The 22,822-nt window shown below is 44.5% G+C and carries 23 protein-coding genes and 1 riboswitch; of the genes, 16 read left to right on the top strand and 7 right to left on the bottom strand.

Annotated features, from left to right (window positions below):
* Positions 1–20: 20 nt before the first annotated feature.
* The 3 genes from NST94_RS28765 (at position 21) to NST94_RS28755 (ending at position 2,462) form a co-directional block, all read left to right on the top strand.
* Entirely contained in the window at positions 21–842 is an 822-nt protein-coding gene (locus NST94_RS28765) for a methyl-accepting chemotaxis protein (protein ID WP_036682244.1), read from the top strand.
* An 80-nt stretch (positions 843–922) separates the two neighbouring features.
* On the top strand, positions 923–1,201 hold the full coding sequence (locus NST94_RS28760; RefSeq protein WP_339281509.1) for a hypothetical protein: 279 nt from the start codon (positions 923–925) through the stop codon (positions 1,199–1,201).
* Positions 1,202–1,340: 139 nt separating this feature from the next.
* Positions 1,341–2,462 (top strand): nitric oxide synthase oxygenase, encoded by a 1,122-nt coding sequence (locus tag NST94_RS28755; protein ID WP_076301502.1) that lies wholly within the window; start codon positions 1,341–1,343, stop codon positions 2,460–2,462.
* A 123-nt stretch (positions 2,463–2,585) separates the two neighbouring features.
* Here NST94_RS28755 and NST94_RS28750 read toward each other — a convergent pair whose 3' ends face one another.
* Positions 2,586–3,227 carry a helix-turn-helix domain-containing protein gene (locus NST94_RS28750; RefSeq protein ID WP_076181870.1) on the bottom strand — a complete coding sequence of 214 codons (642 nt, stop codon included), beginning with the start codon at positions 3,225–3,227 and terminating at the stop codon, positions 2,586–2,588.
* A 187-nt stretch (positions 3,228–3,414) separates the two neighbouring features.
* Here NST94_RS28750 and NST94_RS28745 point away from each other — a divergent pair, with 187 nt between their 5' ends.
* Together NST94_RS28745 and NST94_RS28740 are read left to right on the top strand one after the other, a co-directional pair.
* Positions 3,415–4,167: an SDR family NAD(P)-dependent oxidoreductase gene (locus NST94_RS28745; RefSeq protein WP_038573803.1), complete on the top strand. Its 753-nt coding sequence runs from the start codon at positions 3,415–3,417 to the stop codon at positions 4,165–4,167.
* Between the two features lie 163 nt (positions 4,168–4,330).
* Positions 4,331–5,746: a hypothetical protein gene (locus NST94_RS28740; protein ID WP_339281508.1), complete on the top strand. Its 1,416-nt coding sequence runs from the start codon at positions 4,331–4,333 to the stop codon at positions 5,744–5,746.
* A 66-nt stretch (positions 5,747–5,812) separates the two neighbouring features.
* On the opposite strand, the gene NST94_RS28735 is transcribed toward NST94_RS28740, so the two are convergent.
* A complete protein-coding gene (locus NST94_RS28735) occupies positions 5,813–7,303 on the bottom strand; it encodes a peptide MFS transporter (RefSeq protein ID WP_076191619.1) in 1,491 nt (496 codons plus the stop codon).
* Between the two features lie 255 nt (positions 7,304–7,558).
* On the opposite strand from NST94_RS28735, the gene NST94_RS28730 reads away from it, so the two are divergent.
* The 4 genes from NST94_RS28730 to NST94_RS28715 all read left to right on the top strand — a co-directional run bounded on the left by NST94_RS28730 (position 7,559) and on the right by NST94_RS28715 (position 10,872).
* On the top strand, positions 7,559–7,915 hold the full coding sequence (locus NST94_RS28730) for a nucleotide excision repair endonuclease (protein ID WP_036682230.1): 357 nt from the start codon (positions 7,559–7,561) through the stop codon (positions 7,913–7,915).
* A 134-nt stretch (positions 7,916–8,049) separates the two neighbouring features.
* Positions 8,050–8,715, top strand: a complete 666-nt coding sequence (locus tag NST94_RS28725; protein ID WP_175617270.1) for a glycosyltransferase — start codon at positions 8,050–8,052, stop codon at positions 8,713–8,715.
* A 208-nt stretch (positions 8,716–8,923) separates the two neighbouring features.
* Positions 8,924–9,613, top strand: a complete 690-nt coding sequence (locus NST94_RS28720) for a hypothetical protein (RefSeq protein ID WP_239498760.1) — start codon at positions 8,924–8,926, stop codon at positions 9,611–9,613.
* A 5-nt stretch (positions 9,614–9,618) separates the two neighbouring features.
* The gene (locus NST94_RS28715) at positions 9,619–10,872 is read left to right on the top strand and encodes a polysaccharide deacetylase family protein (protein WP_339281507.1); all 1,254 of its coding nucleotides are present in this window, start codon (positions 9,619–9,621) and stop codon (positions 10,870–10,872) included.
* Positions 10,873–10,888: 16 nt separating this feature from the next.
* On the opposite strand, the gene NST94_RS28710 is transcribed toward NST94_RS28715, so the two are convergent.
* Entirely contained in the window at positions 10,889–11,947 is a 1,059-nt protein-coding gene (locus NST94_RS28710) for an endonuclease/exonuclease/phosphatase family protein (protein ID WP_076181878.1), read from the bottom strand.
* Positions 11,948–12,102: 155 nt separating this feature from the next.
* On the opposite strand from NST94_RS28710, the gene rlmN reads away from it, so the two are divergent.
* From rlmN to NST94_RS28690, 4 genes are all read left to right on the top strand, one after another.
* The gene (gene rlmN, locus NST94_RS28705; RefSeq protein WP_076181880.1) at positions 12,103–13,173 is read left to right on the top strand and encodes a 23S rRNA (adenine(2503)-C(2))-methyltransferase RlmN; all 1,071 of its coding nucleotides are present in this window, start codon (positions 12,103–12,105) and stop codon (positions 13,171–13,173) included.
* A gap of 79 nt (positions 13,174–13,252) precedes the next feature.
* Positions 13,253–13,540, top strand: a complete 288-nt coding sequence (locus NST94_RS28700) for a DUF6509 family protein (RefSeq protein WP_036682221.1) — start codon at positions 13,253–13,255, stop codon at positions 13,538–13,540.
* Between the two features lie 222 nt (positions 13,541–13,762).
* Positions 13,763–14,242, top strand: coding sequence for a transcription elongation factor GreA (gene greA / locus NST94_RS28695; RefSeq protein WP_036682220.1), 480 nt, complete (start codon positions 13,763–13,765; stop codon positions 14,240–14,242).
* A 156-nt stretch (positions 14,243–14,398) separates the two neighbouring features.
* On the top strand, positions 14,399–15,328 hold the full coding sequence (locus NST94_RS28690) for an AEC family transporter (RefSeq protein ID WP_076181882.1): 930 nt from the start codon (positions 14,399–14,401) through the stop codon (positions 15,326–15,328).
* Between the two features lie 4 nt (positions 15,329–15,332).
* Here NST94_RS28690 and NST94_RS28685 read toward each other — a convergent pair whose 3' ends face one another.
* The 4 genes from NST94_RS28685 to NST94_RS28670 all read right to left on the bottom strand — a co-directional run bounded on the left by NST94_RS28685 (position 15,333) and on the right by NST94_RS28670 (position 19,292).
* Positions 15,333–16,175 (bottom strand): aldo/keto reductase, encoded by an 843-nt coding sequence (locus NST94_RS28685; RefSeq protein WP_076222381.1) that lies wholly within the window; start codon positions 16,173–16,175, stop codon positions 15,333–15,335.
* A gap of 58 nt (positions 16,176–16,233) precedes the next feature.
* On the bottom strand, positions 16,234–17,442 hold the full coding sequence (locus NST94_RS28680; RefSeq protein ID WP_076105088.1) for an MFS transporter: 1,209 nt from the start codon (positions 17,440–17,442) through the stop codon (positions 16,234–16,236).
* A gap of 209 nt (positions 17,443–17,651) precedes the next feature.
* Positions 17,652–18,164 carry a hypothetical protein gene (locus NST94_RS28675; protein WP_248549042.1) on the bottom strand — a complete coding sequence of 171 codons (513 nt, stop codon included), beginning with the start codon at positions 18,162–18,164 and terminating at the stop codon, positions 17,652–17,654.
* 159 nt (positions 18,165–18,323) lie between these two features.
* A complete protein-coding gene (locus NST94_RS28670; protein WP_339170452.1) occupies positions 18,324–19,292 on the bottom strand; it encodes a Gfo/Idh/MocA family oxidoreductase in 969 nt (322 codons plus the stop codon).
* 196 nt (positions 19,293–19,488) lie between these two features.
* On the opposite strand from NST94_RS28670, the gene NST94_RS28665 reads away from it, so the two are divergent.
* From NST94_RS28665 to NST94_RS28655, 3 genes are all read left to right on the top strand, one after another.
* A complete protein-coding gene (locus tag NST94_RS28665; protein ID WP_076301498.1) occupies positions 19,489–20,436 on the top strand; it encodes a sugar-binding transcriptional regulator in 948 nt (315 codons plus the stop codon).
* A 160-nt stretch (positions 20,437–20,596) separates the two neighbouring features.
* Positions 20,597–20,700, top strand: a riboswitch (purine riboswitch).
* 168 nt (positions 20,701–20,868) lie between these two features.
* The gene (locus NST94_RS28660) at positions 20,869–21,483 is read left to right on the top strand and encodes a xanthine phosphoribosyltransferase (protein WP_076301573.1); all 615 of its coding nucleotides are present in this window, start codon (positions 20,869–20,871) and stop codon (positions 21,481–21,483) included.
* Positions 21,477–22,796 carry a nucleobase:cation symporter-2 family protein gene (locus NST94_RS28655; protein ID WP_036682206.1) on the top strand — a complete coding sequence of 440 codons (1,320 nt, stop codon included), beginning with the start codon at positions 21,477–21,479 and terminating at the stop codon, positions 22,794–22,796. The genes NST94_RS28660 and NST94_RS28655 overlap by 7 nt, the downstream gene beginning before the upstream one ends.
* Positions 22,797–22,822 lie beyond the last annotated feature (26 nt).

Here is a 22,822-nt window from a genome sequence, read left to right as displayed (position 1 = left end):
TTAATATGGGAGATGAAGAGATGAGTATTATCGATGCCTTAGTCCTCGCAGCACCTTATTTCAAAAAGATTCACTCGCAGGATATTATGATTGGAATCACGGACAGGGAGATCTTCCATTATTACGCACCAAGTAAAGTTATTGATCTCGGATTGGTTAAGGGTAACCCTATCCCTCCTGAAGATCTGTCGCTTTCAAATGGACTGAAAGGTATAGCAAGCTCTAACCGAATCCCAGCAGAAATTTATGGAGCTCCTGTAATCTCAACATGTGTACCTATCTACGGAACGGATGATGATGTAATCGGGGTTTTTGCCATTGCCTATACACTAGAGAACGAGAATAAGCTTGAAGGATTCACAGATGAGATTAATGAGATAAGCAGTCATCTAATGGAGATGGTGCAGAGCGTAGCTGCCCAATCTCAGGAGTTATCAGCTACTTCGCAGCAAATATTAGATAATACGCGTAGAGCCGTAACGGAATCACAAGAAGTGAATAAGGTTGCCGGCTTCATTCGTGAGATTTCTGAGCAGACGAACCTGCTTGGGCTGAATGCGGCAATTGAAGCTGCTCGTGTAGGAGAGCAAGGGGCTGGTTTTGGGGTGGTTGCTACGGAAGTACGCAAACTGTCCGTTAACACTAAAGAAGCAACCCATAATATTGAAAAATCACTGAGTGATGTTCAAAAGTCCATTAAGCAAATGGAGCAAGAAATTGAAGCGATCTCTGCTTCTTCACACTCACAAGCAGAATTGGTCACTGAATTCAGCGGAGTCATTGAGCGCCTGAATAAAGCGAGTAATGAAATGACGTCCTTTATGCAATCCATTATCCAGTAGATAGTGAATGCATAAGATGACTTCACCCAAACCATGCTAGAAGAGAACAGGCGCATTTCAGAAGGGAGCGTATTTCATTTATGAAACAACCCGATTCCAGTCTGCAAGCGAATGACAATGTAACTCAAGCCAAAAATTCTTTGGGCAAGCTTCATTTCTCTGTCTCTCAGGCACTTAGTCATCCAACAGAACAGACTTTGGCACAGGCTGAGAACCGCCTGGCACATACTGAGCAGGCGATTCAGCAAGCTCAGGACTGGCTAGGTCCTCAAGGTGTGGAGTTGGCTGAAGAACTGTTGACCGAGGATAAGAGCAGACTTGCCTCATTGAATAAGCAAGGGAAACGTTCAGTGCGCTAAATGTTCCTGCCGCAACCTGTGAAGCTCCAAGCTTCACGGGTTGTTCTTATGCGCTTTTCCCTGAAAGATGTGGCATAGGAAGAGGGATGTTATACTGGATTGAGAGTTTAAGCAAGGGTTTAGATGGGGGATAAGGGATATGAATGGCAAGCACATCGAAGAATTAACCCGGCAGGCGGAAGCTTTCATTCGACAATGTTACGCTGAACTAGATAAGTCTGAAGCCGAGACGGATCATCGCATTCTAGCCGTACATGAGGAAATTAACCAATCAGGCAGTTACACACATACAACGGAAGAATTAGCGCATGGTGCAAGAATGGCCTGGCGCCATAATAGCCGCTGCATTGGGCGTCTTTTTTGGCAATCCATTGAGCTAATCGATGAACGCCAAGTAGAGACTGAGGAACAAGTTGCTGAAGCGTTGCTGCGACATCTGGAAAAGGCGAACAACGGAGGACGTATTCGTTCACTCATCACGGTCTTCCGCAGCGGAGAAGATCCGAATCAGCGGATTCGGATCTGGAACCACCAATTGATTCGTTATGCCGGGTATCCTGGCGATGAAGAACACGGACGCGCTGGCGATCCGGCATCGGATGAATTCACAAAAATGTGCCAGCAACTAGGTTGGCAAGGAACAGGTGGCGATTATGATGTGTTGCCGTTAGTGATCAGTATTGGCAACGGGCATCCTTACGTTTTCCCTATTCCTGATCACCTCATTCAGGAGGTACCGTTAACACATCCTGAAATTGAACGTTTTGCTGAGCTTCAGCTCCGTTGGTATTCTGTACCCATTATCACGGACATGCAGTTGGAAATTGGCGGTATTCTGTACACGGCTGCTCCTTTTAACGGTTGGTACATGGAGACTGAAATCGGCTCGCGTAACTTGGGGGATACTGGACGATACAACACTTTGCCGGCTATAGCTGATGTGATGGGACTGGATCGCTCCAGCAACACAACGCTTTGGAAGGATCGGGCGCTTCTTGAGCTGAATCGCGCAGTGCTGCATTCCTTCAAGCAAGCAGGTGTCAGCATCGTGGATCACCATACAGCAGCAGATCAATTTGTTCGATTCCAGCAACAGGAGAACGAGCAGGGGCGCCAAGTCTCAGGGCGCTGGTCCTGGCTGATTCCGCCTATGTCACCTTCGTCTACACCGATTTGGCATGATCGTACGTTAAAAGAATATGATTTCAGCCCTCGTTTTCTTTATCAACAATCACCCGTCGCAACCTGCCCGTTTCACTAGCTAACGAAGGCAGTATATAGGTCGCAACTTGAATCTGGATAGAGGCATTTTCCTCGGAAATGTCTCTTTTTGTTTGACTATAGAAAAAGCGCCAAGTTCCCCTTCTAAGGAAACTGGCGCTTTTTAGGCTTTTAAATGATCCAGAAAAATTTGTTTAAGCAGCTCAAGCTGATCGTCGGAGTCTAGATCCGATTCCAGCAGGAGAATGTTTTTTTTCATCGTTAGTTTTCTGGAAAAGAGGGCAAAGCTATTCATGAGCGTAATTAAGGTTTCTTTTACGGGGAGACCCGCACGAATAGAGCCGTCTTCTACCCCATTTTGAATGATCCTGGAGTATTCATGCCAAATTTTGCGGTTGAGTGCATTGAAGCTCAGAACATCCTCAATAGGTTCACTTGAGTGTGAGGCGTAGCTTTCGAAATTGACCATAAAAATAATACTTAGATGATTTTGATCCTGAATAAAGAAATCAAATAATTTCTCGATTTGTTCAAGACAAGTAAGGGGCAAGTCCGCTACGTATTTAAAATGATCGAGCATAGGCTCCAGCATTCGGGTGGCTACAGCCACTACGAGTTTTTCTTTTCTGGGAAAATAGCGAAATAACGTCGCAATCCCGATATTGGCTTCGCTTGCGACATCTTGCATCGTCGACTTTTCGATTCCTTTTTGTGATAATACTCGTTCTGCGGATTCGAGGATCGTAATTAATCGTTGCTGCTTACCATCGGATCTTTCTTTTTCGTATCGTGTTTTAGGATTCATGAGGGCTAGACCCTTCCATTTTTTGATTGGGATTTTCAATTATTAGTATTATATCCACCGTTTATTGGATTAAGCAAGGAGTGGTTGTAGTTCTTTTGTAAAAATGATATGATGTATATCACAGTGATAGTGTGACTATCATCACTCAAATATTATATCACAATACGATTATAGAGGAGACCTAATTATGAATCGTCTAACTAATAAAGTAGCAATTATTACAGGTGCAGGCAGCGGCATGGGCCGTGAAGAAGCCCTTTTATTGTCCAAAGAAGGTGCTACAGTTGTAGCCACTGATATTAACGAGGCTGCCGTACAAGCAGTTGTGAAGGAAATTGAAGCAAATGGTGGTCAAGCAGCAGCTTATGCACATAATGTGGCTTCCGAAGAAGACTGGATCAAGGTTGTAGAAGATGTGATTAGCAAGTTCGGGAAAATCGACATTTTGGTAAACAATGCAGGGATCTCATTCCCAGTTCAATTGCTCGAATCCACTGTTGATCAATGGAACAAAGTAATGAACATCAACGTGAGCAGCGTATTCCTTGGCATGAAGCATGTTGTTCCTCAAATGAAGAACAATAAAGGTGGTTCCATCGTTAATATTTCATCCATCGCAGGTTTGACTGGCAGCAGCGGTGCTGGTGCTTATACAGCTTCAAAAGGTGCAGTTCGTATGCTTAGTAAAGCAGCAGCTGTAGACTTTGGTAAAGATAACATTCGTGTGAACTCTGTTCACCCAGGATTTATCGAAACCCCAATGAGTGCTGAATTTGTAAATAACGAAAAAATGCATAGCTTCTTTATGTCTCAGACTGCGCTGCCACGTGTTGGACGTGCTTCTGAAGTAGCTGAAGCTGTATTGTTCTTGGCTTCTGATGAAGCTTCTTACATTACAGGTGTTGAGCTGCCGGTTGATGGCGGAGTTGTAGCTAAATAATAATCTCTAATTAAGAAACATTAAGAAGCCGTCCCATACGTAGATTTTCTCTACGCGCGGGACGGCTTCTTTTGCTGTTTTAGGCCCATTTCTACTGAACATTAGCCTACACCCCTGCATACCATATAGCACTCGGATAGTAGGAGAAGGGTGTGGTGCAGAGATGGGCATCCAGTTAACAGCGCTCCATTATGTATATCTGGCATTTATCGTATTTATAATGGCACTTCTGATCAAGAGACGGGACACAACGATGATCTGTATTGCGGGCATCTTTGTACTTGGGTGGTTAGCCACAGAAACTGTCAGTGGTTCGGTCACAGGTGTATTCAACTCTTTTGTATATGCAACCAAGGAGCTAATGGGTACGATCATGATTATTTCGATCATAGTAGCCATGAGCCGGGTATTAACACGCACGGGGATTAACGAAATCATGGTTGCTCCACTTACCCGCTTTTTGCGCACACCGTTCATAGCCTTTTGGGGGATCGGTCTGATTATGATGGTCACCTCATGGTTCTTCTGGCCTTCACCCGCAGTGGCCTTGATCGGGGTTGTGCTGCTGCCGGTTGCCATTCGAGTGGGACTGCCGGCTCTTGGAGCGGCGATGGCAATGAATTTATTTGGCCACGGGATTGCGCTCTCAGGTGATTACATTATTCAAGGTGCACCTAAACTAACAGCAGATGCGGCCGGACTTCCGGTGACCAGTGTCATGGAGGCGAGTGTTCCGCTTGTAATTGTTATGGGCGTGGTGACTACGATAACGGCGTATTGGATGATGCGCAGAGATCAGAAGAAGGGAACTTGGCGAGACGGGCTTATTGCCGGGAAAAGTGCCGTGAGTGCGTTATCTGCAGAGAATGATACGGCAGAAGATCCAGCGGTGATTCATCCAGCATTGAAACAATGGCTGGCCATCGCCATTCCCATCCTGTTTTTAGCCGATGTAGCAGGCATGTTCCTGCTCGATTTGCAGGGTGGAGACGCAACTGCCTTAGTTGGTGGTACTGCGGTGTTCATTCTGGTTGTAGTAACCTTGTTGGCACATCGTAATAAAGGATTGGAGCAAGTAACTACTTATCTGATTGATGGACTTACGTTTGGCTTCAAAGTATTTGGTCCTGTGATACCGATTGCCGCTTTTTTCTATCTGGGGGATTCGGCGTTTGCTGAATTATTCGGCAAAGTGCTGCCCGCCGCATCTCAGGGGATTGTAAATGATCTAGGGGTCGCTCTAGCTCATAACGTTCCTCTGAACGGTGCAGTGGGTGCTGTGACCGCAACTATAACCGGAGCCATTACAGGCCTAGATGGTTCAGGGTTCTCGGGCATTTCACTTGCCGGGTCTATTGGGAAATTGTTTGCGGTGGCCACACATTCCGATGCGGCGACTTTAACTGCGCTGGGTCAGGTAGCTGCCATTTGGGTGGGTGGAGGCACGCTGATTCCGTGGGCATTGATTCCGGCGGCTGCTATTTGCGGAGTAAGCCCCTTTGAGCTGGCAAGACGGAATGTTAAGCATGTATTGATTGGGCTGGTAGTCACGACGATTGTCGCCATGTTTCTGGTGTAGAGGTTGGATAACTATAGGAAACCAAAAAAGGCTGCCGAGAAGATCTCGGGCAGCCTTTGGATGTCTTTAATGTATCCCTTTCATGAAATTCTGAATTTTGGAAGAGAATAGGAAGAGGATAAGCGCAAGGATAAGGGCCACTCCACCAATTACTCCAAAGTACATCATTTCGGTATCCGGGGTATAGAACTTCACAATCTGAGCATTAATTGCTTGGGCAGCGGCATTCGATAAGAACCACATACTCATCATTTGAGCGGTAAAAGCCGCCGGTGCCAGTTTGGTCGTTGCTGATAAGCCCACAGGGGACAAGCATAACTCCCCGATTACAATGATAAAATAGCTGAGTACCAGCCATAATGGATTCACAAGTGAATTAGCTCCACCGAAATAAGCAGGTACTAGAATCACCAGGAAGGATAAACCGGCAAACAATAAACCAAGCGAGAACTTTTGCGGAATCGAGGGTTGACGGTTACCGAGCTTTAACCACAACCAGGCAAATATAGGTGCAAGAGTGATAATAAACAGCGGGTTAAGCGATTGGAACCAAGCAGGAGAAATGTGTAAACCTGCAAAATCCAATTGGGTCCGTTTATCAGCAAAACTAGCTAGAACTGTGGAAGTCTGCTCTTGAATCGCCCAGAACATAATCGATGCGATAAATAAAGGAATGTATGCGAGAATTCTTGACCGTTCAACGGCTGTTGTTTTGGGACTGCGGTACATCATAATGAAGTACATCGTTGGAATAAGTAAGCCTAACACCCCTACTATTTTTATTAATGTTTCAAAGGTAAGCACTCCGGTAAGAATGCCGATCGTAATCAAAATCGCAAGTACAACTAATCCTACACCAATCCAAGTAAAGATTTTTTTCTTCTGATCTGCAGGAATAGGGTTGTGTACAATCGTACCGGCCAAACCCAGATTTTTTGTGCGAGTCATAATATAAACGACTAGTCCAATAAACATTCCGACTGCGGCAATCGAGAAACCTAGATGGAAATTATTCATGCCTACTGCGCCAACAATTAGTGGGGAGAGAAATCCTCCCAGGTTAATGCCCATATAAAAAATGCTGAAGGCAGCGTCACGGCGGTTATCCTGCTCGCTATAAATTTCGCCGACAATACTTGAAACATTGGGTTTCAGTAGACCCGTTCCTAGTACGATTAAAACCATCGAAGCAAAAAACAATGTGGTATTGCCTGGAATAGCCAGTAGTATATGCCCGAACATGATTAAAACACCGCCGTAGAAAACAGCCCTCGAAGTCCCGAGGAGCCGATCCGCAAGCCAGCCTCCAATGATCCCTGACATATATACAAGCGATCCATAGATAGACATAATAGAAAGTGCCATATCTTCAGGTAATCCGAGACCGCCTTGGCTCACTTCATAATACATGTAGTAGACAAGGATAGCTCGCATGCCATAATAAGAGAAACGCTCCCAAAATTCTGTGAAGAAAAGGGTGAAAAGTCCCTTAGGATGTCCGAAGAAACCCTTTTGCGGGACGCTATCTACTATTTTTTGCCGGTCTGTTACTGCCATGAATCAAATCCTCCTAGATGACAAATATCTATATATCATGATGCAAACGCCTCTATTTTATTTATAATCCTCTACTGTCTAAGACCGCAACCCTTGGGCAGGAAGGTTTTGAATAATGCCATAATTTTTAGTGATATTTCCATTAGATCAATTGAACTTGCTTTTATTGTATTTATTTGACTGCGCCAGATTGAATGGTCTTACTTAGCGATTTATGATACTATTTACTCCTATATAGAAAGAGGACGTGAGCTAATGATCAACATAACGATTCCAAAAGCGGATGTTAGTATTACTAAACAAATTAACCCGCAGTTAAGCAATATTTACGGATTTACGGACTTTCACCTGATTCCGAGAGATTACGGCGGTATCTTTATGTTCTACAATGATCAGGATGAGTTGTTGTTTGTAGGTAAAGCGAGAAAGCTAAGACCAAGAATTAAAAAACATTTTGAAGACACCGTATCTGACATCAAGCAACATCGGGACGAGGTCACCAGAATTGATGTGTGTTTGATCGAAAGTCCAGTTCATAGAGAGATCTACGAAACCTATATCATTAATGAACTGAAATCTAAATACAACGTAGATAAAGTGATGTTTAGATAAAAGTAAGACCCAGGCACCGTCCACGTGATGGTGCTTTTTTGTGTTCTGAGAATAGTTGCGAATGAAATAGAAGTAAAGGTGCACAATATACAAGATATTCAAATCCATCACTGTTCACAAGGAGATAGGTCATATTGAAAAATAAGTATTTGATGTTGAAGCTAACCTTATTGTGTATGTTTCTGGTTGTAAGTGTTACACCTACAATTGCCGATGCTGCAGCAGCTAAAGAGAAAAAGAGCTCCCACAAGCAATGCTTAACCCCCTCCGTAATTGAGCTTAAGGATAATCTTAGGAAGTTATGGATCGATCATGTGGTATGGACAAAGAACTACATTGTTAGCGCCTTTGCAGATTCTGAGGACAAGGATAAGGTACTGGCAAGGCTGTTACAGAATCAACAGGACATAGGGGATGTCTTTAAACCGTATTACGGTGAGGCAGTTGGAGATAAGCTGGCTCAATTATTGCGGGAGCATATTCTTATTGCCGGAAAAGTTCTAGGTGCTGTAAAGGCTGGAAATCAGGCCGATGTGGAAAAATACAATAAAGAGTGGTATGCCAACGCTGATGACATTGCCAAGTTTCTTAGTAGCCAGAACCCCAAATATTCTTATGAACAATTAAAGGAAATGCTTCATGAACATCTGGAATTGATTACTGATGACGTGACAGCTAGAGTTAAAAAGGATTGGGATGCCGAAATTGCCGCATTTGATAAAGGGCTGGAACATATGATCATGTTCGCAGATATCTTAACCGAGGGATTGATCAAACAATTTCCCGATAAATTCAATTGAAATCAAAGCACCCGAAGGGGTGCTTTTTTTATTTTGCAGAAGAGAATAGGTCTTTAGGTGCATTTCAGAAAGTTAGATATAAAGGCTCACTTACATACAAGATAAGTAAACTATAATAGACTCGTGGGCACTCGACATTTTTTGACATTTTTTTATAATTGAGGTGATAAAATCGATGATTTCCCCCTTTTTTAAAAAGAAAGATTCAGTGGATAAGCAATCCAAGTCGGATATGGTTCAAAAGGTACAATTATTAGATGAACAGGTCGAAGAAATAGAAGAAAAGACCTCAGACGAGACTTTAGCTGGATTGGTTACTACAGGCAAAGCTCAGCTTGATAAAAAATCACTCGATTTGATCTTCTCCGTGGAGCAGATTATTCAGGCCAGACAACATGCGGAGACCAATATTAATGAACTTCAGGATCGGTTAACCCATTCCAGCAGTCATGTGGAGCGCTTAAACCGGGATATGAAGAACCTCAATAAGGTTATTGAGGAAAGAGAAAAGAATGTCCGCGAGCTTGAGCATAAGTTGATTGAGAGAAATTTGAAGGTCGATCAAGTGCTGGAGGATTACCGGGAGCTTCAAACTACGCTCACAGCTGAGATTGAGGAATTGAAGAGTACCATTGAGCTGGAGCAGCAAAAATATGTAAATTTGATTCAAAAACATAACGAAGCCCATGCAGAGAAACTCAAAAAGATGAATGATCTGGAAGAGAAAATCGGACGGGTTGAGATTGAGAATGCACATCTAAAACAAAAGTACGATACGATTCGCCAAGAAAAGGCGTATCTCTCGGGTATGATCAGCGATTTCACCAATCGGATGACGGTTCCTTTTGGGAGTGGCAGTAGTCTGACGGATCGAAACGATGGAAACGGAGATACATAGGATTCATGGCATCTAAGGAACCGGACACCATTCTAATGATTGAGTTACTGTCGCTTGAGCATGAACAGGCCGGTTATCAGATTGAGGTAGGTCTAACCCGTAATGTTGGGTACGCAAGAAGCAAGCTCACCATAGATGAATTTACATACGAACAATTGAAGGCGCTAGGTCCCTTTTCTGGAGGGAGAATGAGATTGTCGCTGTATCCGAAGTGGGATCCGTTTCGGAATAGTTACTACAGCACGCTGATTATAATGAACAGAGCTTACAGCGAAACATTGTATTTTGCCTGTTCTGAAAATTATGTAACCCAACTTCTTCAATTAAAGCAGCAGGACTATCCTCAAGCAGAAGAGGAGAGGGTAGTTCAGACCATGCTTCCCTCTACAGAACCAGGGCATAGGATAAGCAGAAAGAAGACCAAACGAATTGGACTGGTTGCACTGCTGTGTCTCATGTTCGCTTGTTTGATATTTGTGTTACCTCTGCGAATGGATGGACAACTCGTAGATAGTGCTGAAGCGCTGGAGGAACCCGTATTAGGGGCCGACTCTGAGCCATTACTTTCGGTACCGTTCGTTACCTTAGCGCAGACGATATCGGTTCATAACCAGCAAGCCGAGCCTACACCAGAACCTTCAGTCCCTCCTCAAGAACAGACATTACCGTACGAAAAGTATGAATTACCCGAGAATGAATTTTTGTATAGTTTGCCGAAGGGTTATGTTGCCTTGTCATTTGATGATGGGCCGTCAAAGTATACGAAAGAGATCGTAGATATTCTAGTAGAACATAAGGTGGCTGCCACCTTTTTATTCATTGGGAATAAGGTAGCTCATAATGCGGAAGCCGTTAGGTATGCTAATGAGCATAAGATGTCGGTTGGGAGTCATTCGTGGGATCATAGCAAAATGACTGCTAATGGCGTTGAGGAGAACCGGATTAACTTGGCGAAGACTAATCAGGCGCTGGAGCAAATTACACAATCACCGATTACTATTTTTCGGCCGCCATATGGGGCGATTGATGACAAGTTAACCGCCAAGGTGACGGAACAGCAGATGAAGGTATTATTGTGGAATCGTGATCCCGAGGATTGGAACGTCAAGAACCCAGAGGATATTCTTCAATATGTTCATCATGCCGATCCGTCCGGCGGAGTCTATCTATTTCACGAAAAGAAGATTACTGTAGAAGCTTTGCCCGCTATCATTAAGTATTTCCAAGAGAAAAACCTGAAATTTGTTGTTTTTAAATAGAATCAGAGAATCCATGTTATTGCAGAATAAAAGTGGCTGTTACAGGGTTGTGATCACTGTGTTCGAAGGATAACTCATGACCCTGTACGCCGCTTATGCTGACGTTTGGTGAGACTAGAAAGCCATCAATCACTGCGCGGAAATTCACACCTTCTGTATAGGCAACATCGAGCGTCCGGACGGAGGGTACCTTGGCATCTACAGCCCACTGAAAGCCCTGTTGAAAATGTTCAGGGAATTCTTGCAGCCATTGCGGCCAATCCTGCGTTGTCTCGAAAGCATCAGGAGCTGTACCCGGAAGGGAATGGTTCCAATCTCCCCCTAAGATGAGGTAGTTCCCTTTGTCATTCTCCTTCTTGATATAAGCCGATAAATACTCCAATTGCTGTTTGCGAATCGTTCCGCCTTGGTCAAAGGCTGATAAATGAAGATTGACTAGAATCAGTTCTTTTCCATTATCAACGGGGAATCTGCTCTCCACAAAAGCACGGTCGAGATCAAACTGTTGGCGAGGCCAGGTTTCTTTGCCCGGGAGATCATATCTAATATTACTTGTGCTGTTAAAACGGGATAAAGTTAATAAACCGCTGTTCACCGAGCCCATCGGATCAAGAACAGGAAGCGGTACCCAAGGTACCTTGTAGTTGGTCGCGAAAACATTGCTGTAATCAGCGAACTTATTCGACAAGTAAGAGACTTCATCTATACCGTTGCTACGGGAAGAATCGATGTCGACCTCCTGCAGCATGAACAGGTCCGAGTCTGTAACTGTCATAAGGGACGCTACGGCCTCAAGGTTTATCTTCGTTTGTTCCCTACTGCTTGAGCGTGACTTTGTTCCGCCATCCATAAAGAAATCTTGGCCTTTATCCAACCCGGCGTAGCCAATATTAAAGGTAGTTACAGAAAAGGACTCTCCCTGCTTCATTACTTGCTGCGGATTATTGTTTACAGTAAGTGTAGTAATCTCCTGTGGTTTATAGTCAGTGAGAGTAATATACACTAAAAAACCGCCAAGGATTAGAACGGCAGCTAGAAGGGTGAGGCTGATTGCTTTTATTCTTGTTGAACCCATATGATTCCATCGCTCCTTAGATACATGTTCATAGAACAGACTTTAATGGTGTAAACTTCGACACAACCCAATAACTCCCCTTGTTTTAATAAAAAAAATTTGAGACAATGAGTAGTGATGTTCTGAACTTTAACGTTTTGAAAAGAGGATAACGAATGAATATAGAATCCATTTATGGATTAACTTTTGATCAACTGGCGGCATGGCTGTTAGAACGTGGACATAAAAAGTTTCGGGCTACGCAGGTCTGGGATTGGCTTTATCGGAAGCGGATTACAGACTTTTCGGAAATGCTCGATGTAAATAAAGATTGTGTAGAATTATTAGAGCAGAATTTTGTCATTCATACCTTGGAAGAACATGTGAAGCAGGAATCTGCGGATGGAACGATTAAGTTCCTGTTCCGTCTAAAGGATGGCAACCTGATCGAGACCGTGCTTATGAGACAGAAATACGGCTTGTCTGTATGTGTAACCACGCAAGTGGGCTGCAATATCGGCTGCAGCTTCTGTGCAAGTGGGCTATTGGCGAAGAGCCGGGATCTCTCCAGCGGAGAGATTGTGGAGCAGATTATGAAGGTCCAGCAGCATCTGGATACGGCGAACCTGGATCAAAAGGTCAGTCACGTCGTAGTGATGGGCATTGGCGAGCCATTCGATAACTTCAAGAACCTGCTCGATTTCCTGGCGATTGTCAAAGATCACAAGGGACTAGCAATTGCGGGTAGAGGGATTACCGTATCAACGAGCGGATTGGCTAACAAAATCGTTGAATTTGCGGATGCGAATACGCAGGTGAACCTGGCGGTTTCTTTGCATGCCCCTAATAATGAACTGCGGACGCAGATCATGAAGATTAACAAGGCCATTCCAATAGAGAAGCTAATGGAGTCTATAGATTATTATTTGGAGAAAACCAAGCGGAGAATTACGCTGGAATACATTCTGATGAAGGATGTAAACGACGGCAGAGAGCATGCGCTTGAACTGGCCGAGCTGATTGGCGATCGACGCCCGCTCGTCAATGTGAATTTGATTCCTTATAACCCGGTGGATGAACACAGCCAATATCAAAGAAGCGAGCGGGAGACGGTGCGGGCCTTTTTTGATACCTTGAAGAAGCAGGGTGTCAGCGTAAGCACTCGTCTGGAGCATGGTGTGGATATTGATGCTGCCTGCGGACAGCTGCGAAGCAAACAAATCAAGAAATCCAAAGCCATGGCTTGACGGACTACCTCGACAACAATATGTTACTTTTTGTGATACAATGACGTGGCAGGTATTAGGAAAAGAGGTTGATTGAGTTATGTTGACATTTACGGGCTATAATGTGGAGAATGTAAAAGATCCTTTCGGTATACTAACCGGTAAACGGTATGAATTTGTCGTTCAACTGGACGTTCCAGAGGATGATGAGCTGTATGTAGAGAACGGAGTATCCGCTAGAGCGATTATTAAGGTGGATGAAGATCAAGTCAGCATCGTAAGTTATGATCTACAGGAGACAACTTCAGGTCAACTGCTCGATTTCGATATGGAAGAGGACGAGGAAGAAGCGTTACTCCTTTTTTGTAAAGAGCATTTGCCAGAATAATTAAGCAGCATTGACCTCCTTGCCCAATGTTCAATTGTGGCAGGGATTTTTTTAAAATATAAGCATTTATATGTTTTGTACTTTAAAGTATCTTTATATTTCTACGAGAAATGGTTGTCGTCCTTTAAGGACGACAATGTTGTTTCTTCTTGTAAGATCTTTCGCAAGTTTGGGATATATCGGTTAAAATATTATAAAGCATCCAAAATAGGAGTTGTATACATGTCTAATGAAGAAGTGTTCTTGACCAAAGAAGGGTTGGCTCAATTAGAGGAAGAGCTGAAGGAATTGAAAGGCGCAGGGCGTAAGGAATTGGCCGCACGGCTTAAATTGGCGATCAGCTATGGAGACTTGAAGGAAAATAGTGAGTACCATTCGGCCAAGGACGATCAATCGTTCATGGAGACTCGTATTATGATTCTGGAGAAAATGTTGACCAAAGCCAAGATCGTGGATGAGAGCCAAATGGATCTGTCAAAGGTTAGTATGGGTTGTATTGTTATTCTGAATGACATCGAATATTCGGAGAAGATCGAATATAGAATTGTTGGAGCTGCTGAGGCAGATGTTCTTAATAACAAGATTTCCTATGAAAGCCCGCTAGGCAAGGAATTGCTGGGTAAAAAGGTCGGAGATATTGTTAGTGTAAATGCACCGATGGGCATCATTAAATATGAGTTGCTTGAGATCAAAATGATGTAACAATATACCGAAAAGCTCCCAACCCTTTGTAAGGGTTGGGAGCTTTTTTGCTGGTATGATAGGTTTTGGCTATGAGATATATTGATTTCATATCTTAGACGTTCTGCGCTGTTACGCTTATAGTTTGAAGTAACCTACAGCAGAGGAGTTCTATTCATGATCCAAAGTGTGTTATCGACGTTATACCAAGTCATCGTGCCTTTGTCCATTCCTGTGATCGTGGGTGCCCTACTTGGGCGGTTTAAGAATCTGGATACGAAGCCGTTATTGACGCTTTATCTATACTTTTTAACGCCGGCAATTATTTTAAATACATTGGCTACTGCAGAGATATCCATGGATGATATTTATAAGACGCTCGCCTTTTCGCTTCTAAATCTAATCTTCTTATGGGCGATTGCGAATATAGTCGGCAAATTATTGAAGCTAGATCCATCCGAAGTATCCGGTCTGACTTTGATTTCAACGTTTACGAATAGCGTGAATTATGGACTTCCGCTGGTGTTGCTAGCTTTCGGACAGCTTGGTCTCGATAAGGCCTCTGTATATGTGATCGGACAAATGATTATCGTGAATACGATAGGCGTTTATTTTGCAGCAAGATCTCAGTTCTCGGTAAAAAATGCAGTAAAATCGGTCTTTTCACTTCCTGCCATTTACGCAGCTCTGTTGGCCCTTCTTCTCCGTATCTTTGGCCTGCATTTGCCTGCAGAGGTGGCTACAGGGGTTGCCTTGGTAGCTGGAGGATATTCACCGGTGGTACTGGCGATCCTTGGCGCACAGATGGTTAAAGTGAGAAACATGCCATCCGCACGCAAGGGTCAGTCTACTTTTTGGACTGGGCTGTCGATTCGATTAATCTTAGCGCCGCTAGTGGCTTACCTCGGATTATCGATCCTGCAAATTACCGGAACCTTGTTCTCTGTGCTGCTGATTTTGGCTTCTATGCCAGTTGCCGTCAACGCCGTCGTGCTAGCCGAGCGTTTTAATGCCTCACCGGAGCTGGTATCCAAATGTATTTTGTGGACGACGCTTGCTTCGTTTCTCGTGTTGCCGGTGCTTATAGTGTTAGTGCAAGGTGCGTAATCCCTTAGAAATCAAAATGATCTGGGTCTGGACCTACCCGCTGATCTTGGTTGAGAGAGTTAATTAGAGTCATATCCTCGTCAGATAATTTGAAATCAAACACGTCTACATTTTCGATGATCCGGTGTTCTTTAGTAGACTTAGGAATGGTGATAATCCCCCGTTGCAGGTCCCAACGGACAATAACCTGAGCGACGGATTTGTCATGTTTGACGGCAATTTGTTTCAGTACAGGCTGATCGAACAATTGACCTTGCATTAACGGAGACCAAGCTTCTAATTGGATTCCTTGCTCTTTGCAGAAGTCGAGCAGCTCTTGCTGATTCAAATAAGGATGTAATTCAACTTGATTGACCATCGGCTTAATCTCAGCATCCTTCAGTACATCTTCAAGATGGTGAATCTGGAAGTTGCTGACCCCAATGGCTTTTACCCGGCCCTCTTTATACAACGTTTCAAGCGCTCTCCAAGACTCTTTATATTTTCCTTTTACAGGCCAGTGAATAAGGTACAGATCCAGGTATTCAAGTCCGAGTTTAGCTAAGCTAGTCTCGTAGGCGGCAATGGTTTCTTCGTAGCCCATATCTGCGGTCCAGACCTTTGAGGTTACGAAAAGCTCTTCTCTGGACAAGCTGTTCTCTTGCAGAGCCTCTTGGATGGCTTGTCCCACGCCTGTTTCATTCTCATAAATTGCGGCAGTGTCAATGCTGCGGTAACCGTGTCTAATAGCGGATTTGATCGCTTGTATCAGTTCTGCGCCTTCTTCCACTTTAAATACGCCAAGCCCTAGCCAAGGCATATTTACACCGTTGTGTAATGTAGTTGTATCCTGTAGATGTTGAGCCATAATAAAGTAACCTCCTAAGATATTTAAAAGTTTGTTTGGGTTGTTAATGGACTGCTCTTTAAGCAGCTTTAGTCTGGAGAGGAGCCTCATCTTTCTTCTCCAGAGCACGGCTCCATGCCGTTAGTAATACAGCGGACAGAACCATGATGGCACCTACCCAAGTGGTATGAATCAGTCCCATATGATCTGTGACGATGCCGCCAAGGTACGCACCAATGGCAATACCAGCGTTAAAAGCAGCAATATTTAATGCAGAAGCTACATCTCGTGCACTTGGCGCATATCGATCTGCAAGCGTAACGACATGTACTTGCAAGCCGGGCACGTTCATGAAAGCTAACAGTCCCATAAAGAAGATCGTAATCAGTGCGGCAACCTTGTAAGGTGCGGTAAAAGCTAAGACAAATAAGACGACAGCTTGGACTGCAAACATATAGAATAGAGCATTCATCGGTTTGCGGTTGGCGGCTTTACCTCCAATCACGTTCCCGATGGCAATCGCAATGCCGTATACAAGCAAGATTACGGCGACTGTATTCTCTTTGAAGCCGCTGATCTCATGCAGAAGGGGTGATAAATAAGTAAAGACTACAAATGTGCCCCCATAGCCCAAAGCCGTAATTGCGAAGGCAAGCAGTAAACGCCCATTGGTGACCAGCTTAACTTGCTCACGAAGGGGTGTATGGGTGCCTTTGCGCAGCCCGGATGAAGGAACAAGGATCAGATTGCCGATGAGTGCTATAAGCCCGATAGCAATAATAGCAACAAATGCAGCACGCCAGCCGAGTTGTTGGCCAAGGAACGTACCTAGTGGAACGCCCGTAACAGTAGCTACTGTAAGTCCAGTGAACATGATGGCAATGGCACTGGCCTTACGATCCTCAGGCACGAGATCGGCGGCAATAGTCGAAGCAATCGACATGAACAAGCCATGGGCCAGAGCGGAAATTACTCTCGCGATTAACAGCAATGTAATTCCGTCCGCAGCCGCCGCAAGACTATTGCCGATAATAAAGACGATCATAATGCTTAGCAGTAAGGTTTTGCGCGATATCGACGTGGTTAGCGACGTTAAGATGGGTGCGCCAAAAGTTACTCCTAAAGCGTATAAAGTAACGGTCAACCCGGCTGTGGTTACCGGTATATGCAGATCCGTGGCGATTAGAGGCAGCAGCCCCACACTGATAAACTCAGTGGTACCAATCGCAAAGGCACTAATGGCTAGAGCTAAGAGCGCCAAGGTGCTTCTTTTTTTATCTAAGGACATTTCTTTCACTCCTACGCTGTGTTAATCACCGGCCGGTAAGTGCTATTATGAAGAGATCTGTCCATTAAGTATAGTACGTACTTTAAAGTGCTATAGGTACTAAAAAGTACCTATAGCGCAACTCGCCAAACCGCAAAAAGCATGGGCACCCTGATCTCGTCAGGTTTGCCCATGCTTTTTGCTATGCTTGTTATATAGTCCCAATAGGGTTAACGAGACCGTTGTTTGAGGTGGCGCCGTTTAGTTGTGCCTTTGTTAGTGGCGTGCCCACCCGATCCTCCACCAACCGCCTGCTGCTGTCTTGTTCCTGGGCTTTCAATAGCGGAGTTTGTTCCACCGGTGCTGAACGTTCCGCCTCCGCTTGCTACCTGAGTTGCGGAGGCATTCTGGCTCCGTTTAGGCAGTTTAACCGTCTGGGTATTGATAACGACCACAACTTCTTTGCGATACGGATATAATAAGAGGGGCTTAGCTTTGCCGCGTTTGTAGCCCCCGCTGCCTAGGTTAGTCGCATCACCGCCTGCGCCGACACTTTGTTGTTGGCGTGTATAGGGAGAAGCAATGGCGGCATTATTGCCGCTTGCGCTGCTGCGCCCTGCACCGCTTGCAATTTGTGTAGTGTTGGGGGCGTTCGTATATTGATTATTGATGACAAAGACTAATCTGTCCACTCCGTGGAGTGGGGTCCTTGTAATTATGCGCCGTTTTCCTTTTTGAATAATGACAACGATCCGGTCTCTTTTATAGGCCACCCATATTCACTCTCCCATACTTTGACTTCATTAACATTAATGCAGATGGGGGGAATAAGTGATGAATACGGGCGATCTACCTCGAAAAACAATCATTTGCCTAAGTTAGCTGCCTACTAAACGGTTTATTTATTCAAAGCTATATTTGATCCCCCATTGCTCCCGGACATTGCTCATAATGTCCATGACATCCAAGGAGAGGTTGAGGGTCTCTTTATGGCTTTTATCTGCAATATACCGCTGCATATCTTCAATCTCGTATTGCAAAGCTTTGGCTGTATCTCCAGCTTCAATCGTCTCTACTGTGCCATCCAAATATTGAATGGTGGCTTTGCTGGCCCGCGGGAAATTGTCTACGGTAATAAATCCGAGCTCTCCTGCAACCACCCCCCGTTTAGGCATTTTGGAGCGCATTGTAAGGGAGATTACCGCCATTTCATCTGCCGCATTGTTAAGAATAATACCGGATTGCTCGTCCACTCCTGTCTCGAATTGTTTTACCGTAGTAAGAATCTCATGGGGCTGTTTGGACAGGAAGAATCTTGTGAAGGACAGCGCATATGTCCCAATATCCAGCAGTGCTCCGCCCGCCAGATCTTTGCTGAAGAAACGGTTGTTCACATCATATTCTTTATGGCTGCCAAAGGAGACCTGCACCATTTTGAGGCGCCCGATGATGCCGTCATCAATGAGCTGCCGCAGTTTCTTATACAGTGGCATATGGTAGATGGTCATAGCTTCGGCCACAACCAGATCCTTTTCAGCGGCAAGTCGGGTGACTTCTTGAAGTTGTTTGCTGTTCACCGTGATTGCTTTTTCGCAGAGAACATGTTTGTTATTCTGTAAGCTTTCAATGATGTATTCATAATGATTGCTATGTGGCGTAGAGATGTACACTACATCAATTGCAGGATCTTGCAGCATTTCACTGTAATTGCCATAAGCTTTCGTGGCTCCATATTGATTAGCGAATTGTTGTGCTTTCTCCAAGCTTCGCGACCCAACCGCATACAACGTTCCTCCCGTTTCATTCAGCGCAGCCGCAAATTCGGCAGCTATACTTCCTGGACCGACAATTGCCCACTTTAAAGGGTTCATTTCCAGCACCTCACTTGTTTGATTTTTTGTTTTTATTTAGAGATACCTTGATTCCATCTGAACCATTCATCTTCATAAAAGTTTTGATATTAAGCACATTTGTGCAATATAATAATAAATGTGCAAAACAATCGTCTACAGTATAGCGGGGGGGTCTAAATCCGTCAAACTGTTGAATACGCGGGGGCGTTGTAACATGGATCGAAAAGAAGATAAGAAGCTGCTTATTAAAATAGCACAAATGTATTATGAACAGAATTTAACGCAGAGTGAAATCTCCAGCCAACTTGGTATATATCGTACCACTATCAGCAGGATGCTAAAGAGGGTACGTGAAGAAGGGATCGTTACAATAACTATTAATTACGATACTGGCGATCATTTTACATTGGAGCAGGAGTTGAAGGAGCGGTTCGGGCTACGGGAAGCCATTGTTGTGGAGGTAGATCCTGCACAGTCCAGCACGATTAAACGCAAAGCTATAGGACAAGCCTGTGCGAGATGGCTCGAGCAAGTGCTTCTCCCGAAAGATACGATTGGGTTTTCTTGGGGAAGCAGCTTAGCTAGCGTTGTAGAAAGCCTAACACAAGCCCAGAGACCATTTGTAACCTGTGTACCTACGGTCGGCGGCCCATCAGGAAAGATGGAGAGCGGGTACCATGTAAATAACATCTGTTATCAAGCTGCTCTAAAATGGGGTGCGCGCTCGTTAATGATTGATGTTCCAGCGATCACGGAGCAAAAGGAAACTAGAGATCAACTGATGAATTCGCAGTATTATCAGACCATTGCCAAGGCGTGGGACCATCTGGATATCGCTATGTTCGGCATCGGATCGCCGGAAATGAAAGGGGAAGAGGCGTGGCGCGGTTTTTATGGTGATGCAGTGATTGCTGAGCTGGAGAATGGAAAGGTCGCTGGTGATATCTGTTCACGATTCTATGATGGCAACGGGATTCCCGTGCATACCGGAATATCGGATCGAACGCTGACTATTGAGCTGGAGCAGATCAAGCAAGCACGGTATTCGATTGGTGTAGCGGAGTCACTTGAGAAGGTAACGGGGATCCTTGGGGCACTAAATGGGGGCTATATGAATGTAATTGTAACGACCCAAGAAACAGCGCAGAAGATATTGGAGTAGCAACTACTAAATGTAAACAATTGAATTTCGTGAAAATAACCTGAAAATGGCATGCAAATTGCTTAAAATTTTGCTTGTAAGCACCAGACAGAGCGTGTAAGATATACAAGGTATTCATATCGAACATTTATAAAAATATAAGTTTCACATTATACATTATCCTTATATTTGCTTGTTAACTCATATAATCTTGGGAATATGGCCCATAAGTTTCTACCGGATAACCAATGTAATTATCCGACTATGAGTGAAATAGCGCATCTAGGGTTCCGCTTCCTGACTATGGAAGGACTGGACCGAGCGATGCGGACACTATGCAGTGTTACACCACTAAGGGACAAAAACCCAGAAGGACAAATTCACTTGAGAGAAACGACTCAAGGGATTTGTCCTTTTTTTGTTTTTAATTCAGAAGGAGAGATCAAGTTTACTATGAAGGTACTTCAAGAGCGCATCAGACAAGAGGGTCTTATTTTATCAGAAACGGTACTAAAGGTAGATTCATTTCTGAATCATCAGGTGGATACGGAGCTTGCCTTACAAATTGGACAGGAGTTCAAGCGGTTGTTTGGACATTTGCCTATCACTAAGATCATCACTATTGAAGCGAGTGGCATTCAATTCGCCATGGCTACGGCCATCGCCTTAGGCGTACCGTTTGTATATGCGAAGAAAAAGAAAGCAGTGACCTTATCTGAAGCGGTCTATTCCGCGCCGGTACATTCTTTTACACGCAAAGAGGATTATATGGTTAGTGTCTCGCAAAAATATATCGGACCAAGCGATAAGGTGCTTATTGTAGATGACTTTTTGGCTACTGGTGCTGCTCTTGTTGGACTGGTTGATATCGTGCAAGAGGCTGGCGCTGAACTCCTTGGCGTTGGTTGTGTGATTGAAAAATGCTTCCAAGAAGGCCGGAGTCTACTCGAGGATAGAGGGATAGAAGTCCATGCTTTAGCCCGGATTACATCTATGTCACCAGGTGAAATTCACTTCATTGATAATGAAAGTTCAAAAGAGCCAATCAAGGAGAGTGCGAGATGTTAAGCAAGAAAAAAGTATTTGCGTTAGGATTTCAGCATGTACTGGCGATGTATGCCGGAGCAGTTGTTGTTCCGCTGATCGTAGGGAACGCGCTGAACCTGAATGCCACCCAAATGGCCTATCTTATCGCAGCTGATTTGTTTACTTGCGGGTTAGCTACTTTGCTGCAGATTATGGGCACTAAGTATTTTGGCAGCAGGCTGCCGGTTATTCTTGGATGTACCTTTACGGCAGTAGGGCCGATTATCGCTATCGGCAGTGCCAACAATTTGGCGACGGTGTACGGAGCAATTATTTTATCTGGTTTATTCGTGGTACTGGCGGCCCCCCTTTATGGGAAGCTACTGAGGTTTTTCCCAACGATAGTAACGGGCTCAGTCGTGACCATTATTGGGTTATCTCTTATTCCTGTAGCTATGAATAGCGTAGCTGGCGGAGAAGGCAGCGCTGATTTTGGGAATCCCCGCAATTTGTTGCTTGCACTGATCACGCTGCTGGTCATTTTAGCGGTTAACCGTTTTACTACAGGATTTCTTCGCTCGGTCTCTGTCTTGATAGGTCTTTTAGTGGGTACAATTATTGCTTATGGAATGGGCATTGTTAGTTTCTCTACAGTAGGTGAAGCCTCTTGGGTAAGTGTTGCACAGCCTTTCTACTTCGGATGGCCTCAGTTCAATCTTACGGCTATTTTCACTATGATCATTGTTAATATTGTTAGTATGGTGGAGTCCACAGGTGTTTACTTTGCGATTGGTAAAGTGACGGATCAGAAAGTGGAACAAAAGCAGATCGTAAACGGGCTGCGTTCGGAAGGTTTGGCGATTATGCTGGGCGGGATCTTTAATGCATTTCCGTACACAGCATTTTCGCAAAATGTAGGTCTGGTCTCGCTGACTCGGGTCAAAACTCGGAATGTTATTTTTGCAGCCGGCGGGATTATGGTTGTGCTTGGACTACTGCCTAAATTGGCGGCTCTGACAACAGTTATTCCCAATGCCGTACTGGGCGGAGCGATGATCGTGATGTTCGGATCGGTTGCTGTTTCCGGGATGTCGATTCTGTCAGAGGTAGATCTGCGCAAGGATGGTAATCTGCTGATTGCCGCTTGTAGTATCGCTGTTGGATTGGGTTCGGCAACAGTACCTGCAATGTTCGATCAATTGCCTGAATTCGCTCGGATGCTGCTGCAAAACGGTATCGTATCCGGTTCCCTTACAGCGATTGTGCTGAATATCTTCCTCTCCAAGACAAAGGATAATGTTCTGGCAGAAGATCCTGCTGCCCCTGTTCTAACGAAAGAAACTCAAGTTTCTTAATACGTCTAATTCATGTTAAAAGACCA

Origin of the sequence: Paenibacillus sp. FSL H8-0282 (assembly GCF_037963825.1) — a bacterium.
GTDB lineage: Bacteria > Bacillota > Bacilli > Paenibacillales > Paenibacillaceae > Paenibacillus_AQ > Paenibacillus_AQ odorifer.
The sequence above is the reverse complement of the archived record's forward strand: the minus strand, read 5'-3'. Positions and strand labels throughout refer to the sequence as shown.